This window comes from Lacinutrix gracilariae (genome assembly GCF_042684485.1).
Lineage (GTDB): Bacteria > Bacteroidota > Bacteroidia > Flavobacteriales > Flavobacteriaceae > Oceanihabitans > Oceanihabitans gracilariae.
The window spans coordinates 1-5,767 of the sequence record NZ_JBHULM010000041.1; the positions used below are offsets into that span (position 1 = coordinate 1).

At 29.7% G+C, this 5,767-nt stretch carries 6 protein-coding genes; all 6 read left to right on the plus strand.

Features of this window, described 5'->3' with window-relative positions; genetic code table 11:
* Positions 1–143 precede the first annotated feature (143 nt).
* The 6 genes from ACFSSB_RS15630 to ACFSSB_RS15655 all read left to right on the plus strand — a co-directional run bounded on the left by ACFSSB_RS15630 (position 144) and on the right by ACFSSB_RS15655 (position 5,495).
* Positions 144–773, plus strand: a complete 630-nt coding sequence (locus ACFSSB_RS15630; RefSeq protein ID WP_379905986.1) for a hypothetical protein — start codon at positions 144–146, stop codon at positions 771–773.
* A gap of 169 nt (positions 774–942) precedes the next feature.
* The gene (locus tag ACFSSB_RS15635) at positions 943–1,767 is read left to right on the plus strand and encodes a DUF4328 domain-containing protein (RefSeq protein ID WP_379905988.1); all 825 of its coding nucleotides are present in this window, start codon (positions 943–945) and stop codon (positions 1,765–1,767) included.
* Positions 1,768–1,917: 150 nt separating this feature from the next.
* On the plus strand, positions 1,918–2,730 hold the full coding sequence (locus tag ACFSSB_RS15640; protein ID WP_379905991.1) for a hypothetical protein: 813 nt from the start codon (positions 1,918–1,920) through the stop codon (positions 2,728–2,730).
* Positions 2,731–2,863: 133 nt separating this feature from the next.
* Entirely contained in the window at positions 2,864–3,361 is a 498-nt protein-coding gene (locus ACFSSB_RS15645) for a hypothetical protein (RefSeq protein ID WP_379905993.1), read from the plus strand.
* Positions 3,362–3,546: 185 nt separating this feature from the next.
* The gene (locus ACFSSB_RS15650) at positions 3,547–4,194 is read left to right on the plus strand and encodes a hypothetical protein (protein ID WP_379905995.1); all 648 of its coding nucleotides are present in this window, start codon (positions 3,547–3,549) and stop codon (positions 4,192–4,194) included.
* A gap of 749 nt (positions 4,195–4,943) precedes the next feature.
* Positions 4,944–5,495, plus strand: a complete 552-nt coding sequence (locus ACFSSB_RS15655; RefSeq protein WP_379905997.1) for a hypothetical protein — start codon at positions 4,944–4,946, stop codon at positions 5,493–5,495.
* Positions 5,496–5,767 lie beyond the last annotated feature (272 nt).

The window sequence follows — 5,767 nt, forward strand, 5'->3', positions numbered from 1 at the left end:
ACAACACCGTATATAATTTATTGCTAGTTTCTCGCCTACTTACGAAAGTCCTCGCGGACTTTCTTGGTCAGTAATTATTTACTAAATTAGTTGCTTAACCACGCAACAAACCATATACAAACACGTTGTGGTACATATAAAAAATGAGAACTAACATTAAAATATCGTTTCTGATTTTACTGATTTTGACAATAATCGGATGTCAAAACTCTGAAAAAAAAGAAAAACAGTTAGTTCGAATAGATTTCGGAAAGTGGGACAATAAAAACGACAGTCTTGGTGTTGAATTAATTTATAATCGATTCAAAAATTGGAAAGACTTACTCAAACGGACTGAAAGAATTGCTTGTAACGATAGCATACCGAAAATCACTTTAAAATCAGAAAATAGAATTAAGACAATCTATTTCCATAATCCTTGTTGGGAAAATTTTGCTTGTATTCTAATAAAGCAAAAAAATACAATCGAAATACACAATGATACAATTAATAAAAATTACGAGAATTTCTATCCTTTAGATAGTTTGGAAATTGTTTTAAAAAGAGATATTGAAAACAATGGGGAAAACCCAAAATTAAGTGACAATCTCGAAAAATTACTGATTTACGTTTCTTATGACAAAAACGGATTTGAAAATTTACCGAAAACATTAGACAAACTAACTCAAGCTTACGAACGAATTACAAATAAAACGGATATAAATATTTGGCTGAATGAGAAATTTGATATTCCACCACCACCACCACTGAAAGAAATAATAGAAATTGAATAAAAAATACGTACCACAACAACGTGTATAATTCATTGCTAGTTATAGCCTACTTGGAAATTCCTTCGGAATTTCCTCTGGTTCGTTTTAGTTTATTAATTTAGTTGCTGAAACACGCAACGAAATCATACACAAACACGTTACCACACATTAAAAACCTGAACTCAAAAAAATGACAGAAGAACAATTCGAAAATTGCAAACAATGTTTAAATCGAAAGAAAGGAATAAATGAAAAAGAAAACATTTGTAATATAAAAGGGAAAAGTATGAAATTTGAAAATACTTGTACAGACTTTAACCTTGATAATAATGTCGTTTTAGGAACAGAAAATAAAATTAATGCAATTAGACCAAATTTAAAGAGAGCAAAACTTGCGCAATTATTTATTTGGATAGTTATGGCTCTTGATATTATTTCAATATTTTCTTCTTATTTACAATATAATCTACTCAAGTCATTACAAAATGACGAAGTAGTAACTGACCAAATGTTGAACTCAAATGATACAAGAGAACAAGTTATAGCGATTATATATTTAATAGTTTTTATAATTTCTGGGGTGACATTTATTCAATGGTTTAGAAGAGCATATTATAACCTAAATATTAGAACAAATTGTAATCATTCTGATGGTTGGGCATCAGGAAGTTGGTTTGTGCCAATAATTTCATTGTACCGTCCATATCAAATAATGAAAGAAATGTGGACTAAAACTACCCAATTAATAAAATCAAAAAATTCTGACTACATAGAGAATAGCACAATTATAATTGGTCTTTGGTGGGCTTTATGGATTATATCCAATTATATTGGAAAATATGCTATGAAAAGCGCTTTTAAAGCAGAGACAATAGAAAACTTTTTAAACAGTACAGTTGGAGATATAGCATTGTCAATAATCGGAATACCTTTAGCTATTTTAACTGTTATGATTATAAAATCATACTCATTGAAAGAAGAAAAAATTTCTGAATTAGAAAAAAACAAGAATTAAAAACGTGTGGTAACAACGTATAAAAATAATTGCTATTTTGTGCTTAAACAAAGGTAGCTGCGTATTTGCTACATCTGAATTTCCTTCGGAAATTCCTCGCACGCAAACACGCAACTATTCTTATACAAGACCGTTAGGCAATATTAGAAAATGAACCTCGATAAACTATTAGAATACACCGAAAACCTTAAGGAAGAAATTGCTGAAATAAAACTACATTCTGACGATGTTAGACATAGTTTTTTTGGTTTATTTTATACAAACATTTATGATTACTACATTGGAAAAGCATCTTATAGATTAGCAGAATTTATAGGAAATGGAGATGTAAAATTTACTGAACGAGTTTACCCTTTTAACATTCACGCTCAAAGACTATTTGAAATACAAGATTTTGACTTATTATCTGTTGGTTACCACGGAAATTTAAATCGGAATATTATTTTTGGAGTTTGGACATCATTTGAATTATCAATATCATTAATTTTTGAACATTTAGCGACTGAAAATGATTTAGAAATAATAATTAAAAAACTTAATTCTAAAGTAATAAAAGCAATAGCAAACCTTGAGGAACAGGAAAAAAACATAATTATGGACAACTTGAAAAAGTCCTCTTTCATTCCTTTATTAAGAAAGTTTAATTTTCTCGTAAAAAGAAAAACTAATTGCTATTCTGGAGATTTAAAAGAAGATAGAGAGTTTTTGAATTTTGCAGTAAAACTTCGAAATTGTATGATTCACTCTAACGGAATTTATCACGGAAACGAATACTATTATAAATTTGGAGAAGAAGAATTTAGATTTGTAGACAAACAAATGTTTATGCAAAAAGGACCAAACAATAAAGATGTTTATTTAGACATTGCTATTCGATTAAAAGGAATATTCAAAAATTTAATGAATTGCGTGAGTGAAATTGATTATTTAGAATATCCTGATGATGGACAAAACATTGCCTAACACCATATATAATTTATTGCTGGCTTCTCGCCTACTTACGAAAGTCCTCTCGGACTTTCTTGGTCGGTAATTATTTACTAAATTAGTTGCTTAAACCACGCAACAAACCATATACAAACACGTTAGCAAACATATGAGAAACTCAATCGGATTGATAACATTATCAGTTTTAGTTTTTACATTTTCTTGTAATAACAAACCGATTGAACCTTTTGAATTATCAATTTCGGATTATAATTATTCTCTTGCTTACTCTGTACTTTATACTCTTACGAATGAAAAGTTGACCATAACATTTCGTGGAGAATTAGAAAACGAAAAAGATAGTGTTCTCTACTCTACTTCGAAATTACCTAAAAGACAATTAAAGAAAATATCTGAAATCAATATTGGTAGCTTAAAAACCGACTACAGGAATGACTGTATTGAGGATGGAGATATAAAATCATTTACTATTAAAAAAGATTCAATATCTAAAACTGTTCATTTATCAAATTATTATCATCCCGAATTAAGTCGTGTAATTGAATTGATAAACGGAATTGTCCCAGAAAAATATGAGATGAATTATGACAAAGCCGACTTGATTGAGGAAATGAAAAATTGTGAAAAATATAAAAACGTTGAATAAATAAATAAATACGTTTGCTAACAACGTGTATAATTAATTGCTTGTGACTTGCCTACGTGGAAATTCCTGCGGAATTTCCTCTCGTTCGGTTCATTTTTGCTAAATTAGTTGCTTAACCACGCAACTAACCATACACAAACACGTTAGCAGCAATATGAAAAAACGCATTCGATAAAATGAAAAGAATGAAAACTACCACAGAAAAATTATTAAAAGAGATAAAAGAAAATGGTGGTATTTCGTCAATTATTTCTAAAGTTTACGACATTAAAAATGATTCTATAGAAGAGAACACTAGGACATTATTAAATTACGGTTGGTATATTTCTGGTGAGATGAAAATGAAAAAAATATCGGAAGTTATTGAATTAATCAAATCTGAAAAAACAAAAGAGGCAGAAAGTATTTTGATAAATTTCTTCAAGGAAAATTTGACAAAAATCGAAGAACAATTAATCAAAAATCATTCAGAAAGAAAAGCCGTACTTGAAGAGGCTTTTAATGCTCATAAATCTAATATGTTCTATTCTTCTACGATTCTTTTCTTATCTCAAGGAGATGGAATTATAGACGGAAAAATCTTTCACAATAGAAATAATTTAGATAAACATTTAGACAAAGAAAAAAACCCAAACTTTGTAAATCTTTTAAAAGAAGATAGTTCTTTAAATGTTCCATCGGCTAAGATTAAAAAATCGAAATATTTCAGCAAACTGAATAGACACAGTGTTATGCACGGAAAATCGACTGACTATGGAACAGAAACAAACAGTTTAAAAGCGCTTTCACTATGTTGTTTTGTAAGTGATTGGTATAATAGATACGAACAATAAATACTGCTGCTAACAAAGTATATAATCCATTGCTAGTTCTAGCCTACTTACGAATATTCCTGCGGAATATTCTATTCGGTTTTTATTTGCTAAATTAGTTGCTTATACACGCAACGTATCATATACAGAACCGTTATAAAAAATAGCTCAGAACAAACTTCAATCTAAAAGTCTAGTCCCAAACCAAATTATTATTTATTGTTTTTCAAACTGATGTTGATCTCTTTTCTCAGAATTTAGATTATAATATTTATGAAATTTTAATCACTCTTACTGGTTGGAAAGAAAGAAAAATACATTCTTATTACTTACGGAATGAGTAATAAATAAATTCTGGATTAATCTTCATTAAGCTCTTCCTCTCTTCTACTCTGTATTTTCTAAGAATTAAATCTAACCGTTTTATCTTTCAAACAATATTTAAGTTAAAATACGACAGACTACTCTTGCGCAAAATGCTACAAAGCGTTTTGAAAAAAAACACTTTTCGCTATTCAACTGTAAAAGCAAAACACGTTTAGCTTTTCCCTTATATTTGAACAAGCATTACGGAAAATCAAAACGTTATTACTCAAATGTTTCGCTACATTTTATAACAATGTGTATAAAAAATTGCTAGATTAGTGCTTAAATTAAGTTAGTTGCTTTTTTGCCAACTTCTGAATTTCCTTCGGAAATTCCTCGCTGACAAAATAGCAACTTTCCATACACGCAACCGTTGTATGCAATTAAAAAAAAAAACGAACACAATGACAAAAAATCTACTTCTGATTTTAACAATTTTGACTTTCCTATCGTGCGGAAATGAATCGGATAAAATGATTTATAAAACAAAAAGCGGAGAATTTGCTTCTCAACCTGGGAATTTTATAGCTGACTTTTCAACCGAACCGAGTTATTCTGCTATTGATAATCAGATTGGACTTGATAAGTTTCAAATCCATTTATTTCGTTCGACTTTGGGACCAAATAAAATATTTTCGATAGAATACAACGACTATCCCGAACATATGATTAAGTCAATGACAGACGAACAAATTTATTCGCAAGGAGTAACTAACTTCTCGAATAAAATGGCTGAAGCGTTTAAATTGGAATTTCAAGAATCGATTGAACAACACGGAATGAATGGACAATACTTTGTTCTGAATCTCAAACAGAATGCAATCGAAAAAGGTATTGAAGGACACATTCAAGGAAAGTTGTTTAGAAAAGGAAATAGAGTTTATACAGTTACTTATATTGGACAGAATGACAAAAATGTAGATACGTTTATGGAATCATTTCGTCTGATAAAATAACTGCATACAACACCGTGTATAATTAATTGCTGGGTTCTTCCCTACTTGCGAAAATTCCTGCGGAATTTTCACGGGTTCGTAAAAGTTTGCTAACTTAGTTGCTTAACCACGCAACTAACCATACACAAACACGTTGTAAAACATTTTGACCCGTCCTGAATAAAGGCTACATAATTTTAAACATTATGTACAAAAATGACAAAGTAATCAGACGGTATTCAGAACCTTTCAAACTGAAAATTTTAGCCGAACTTACAACCGGTAAACACACA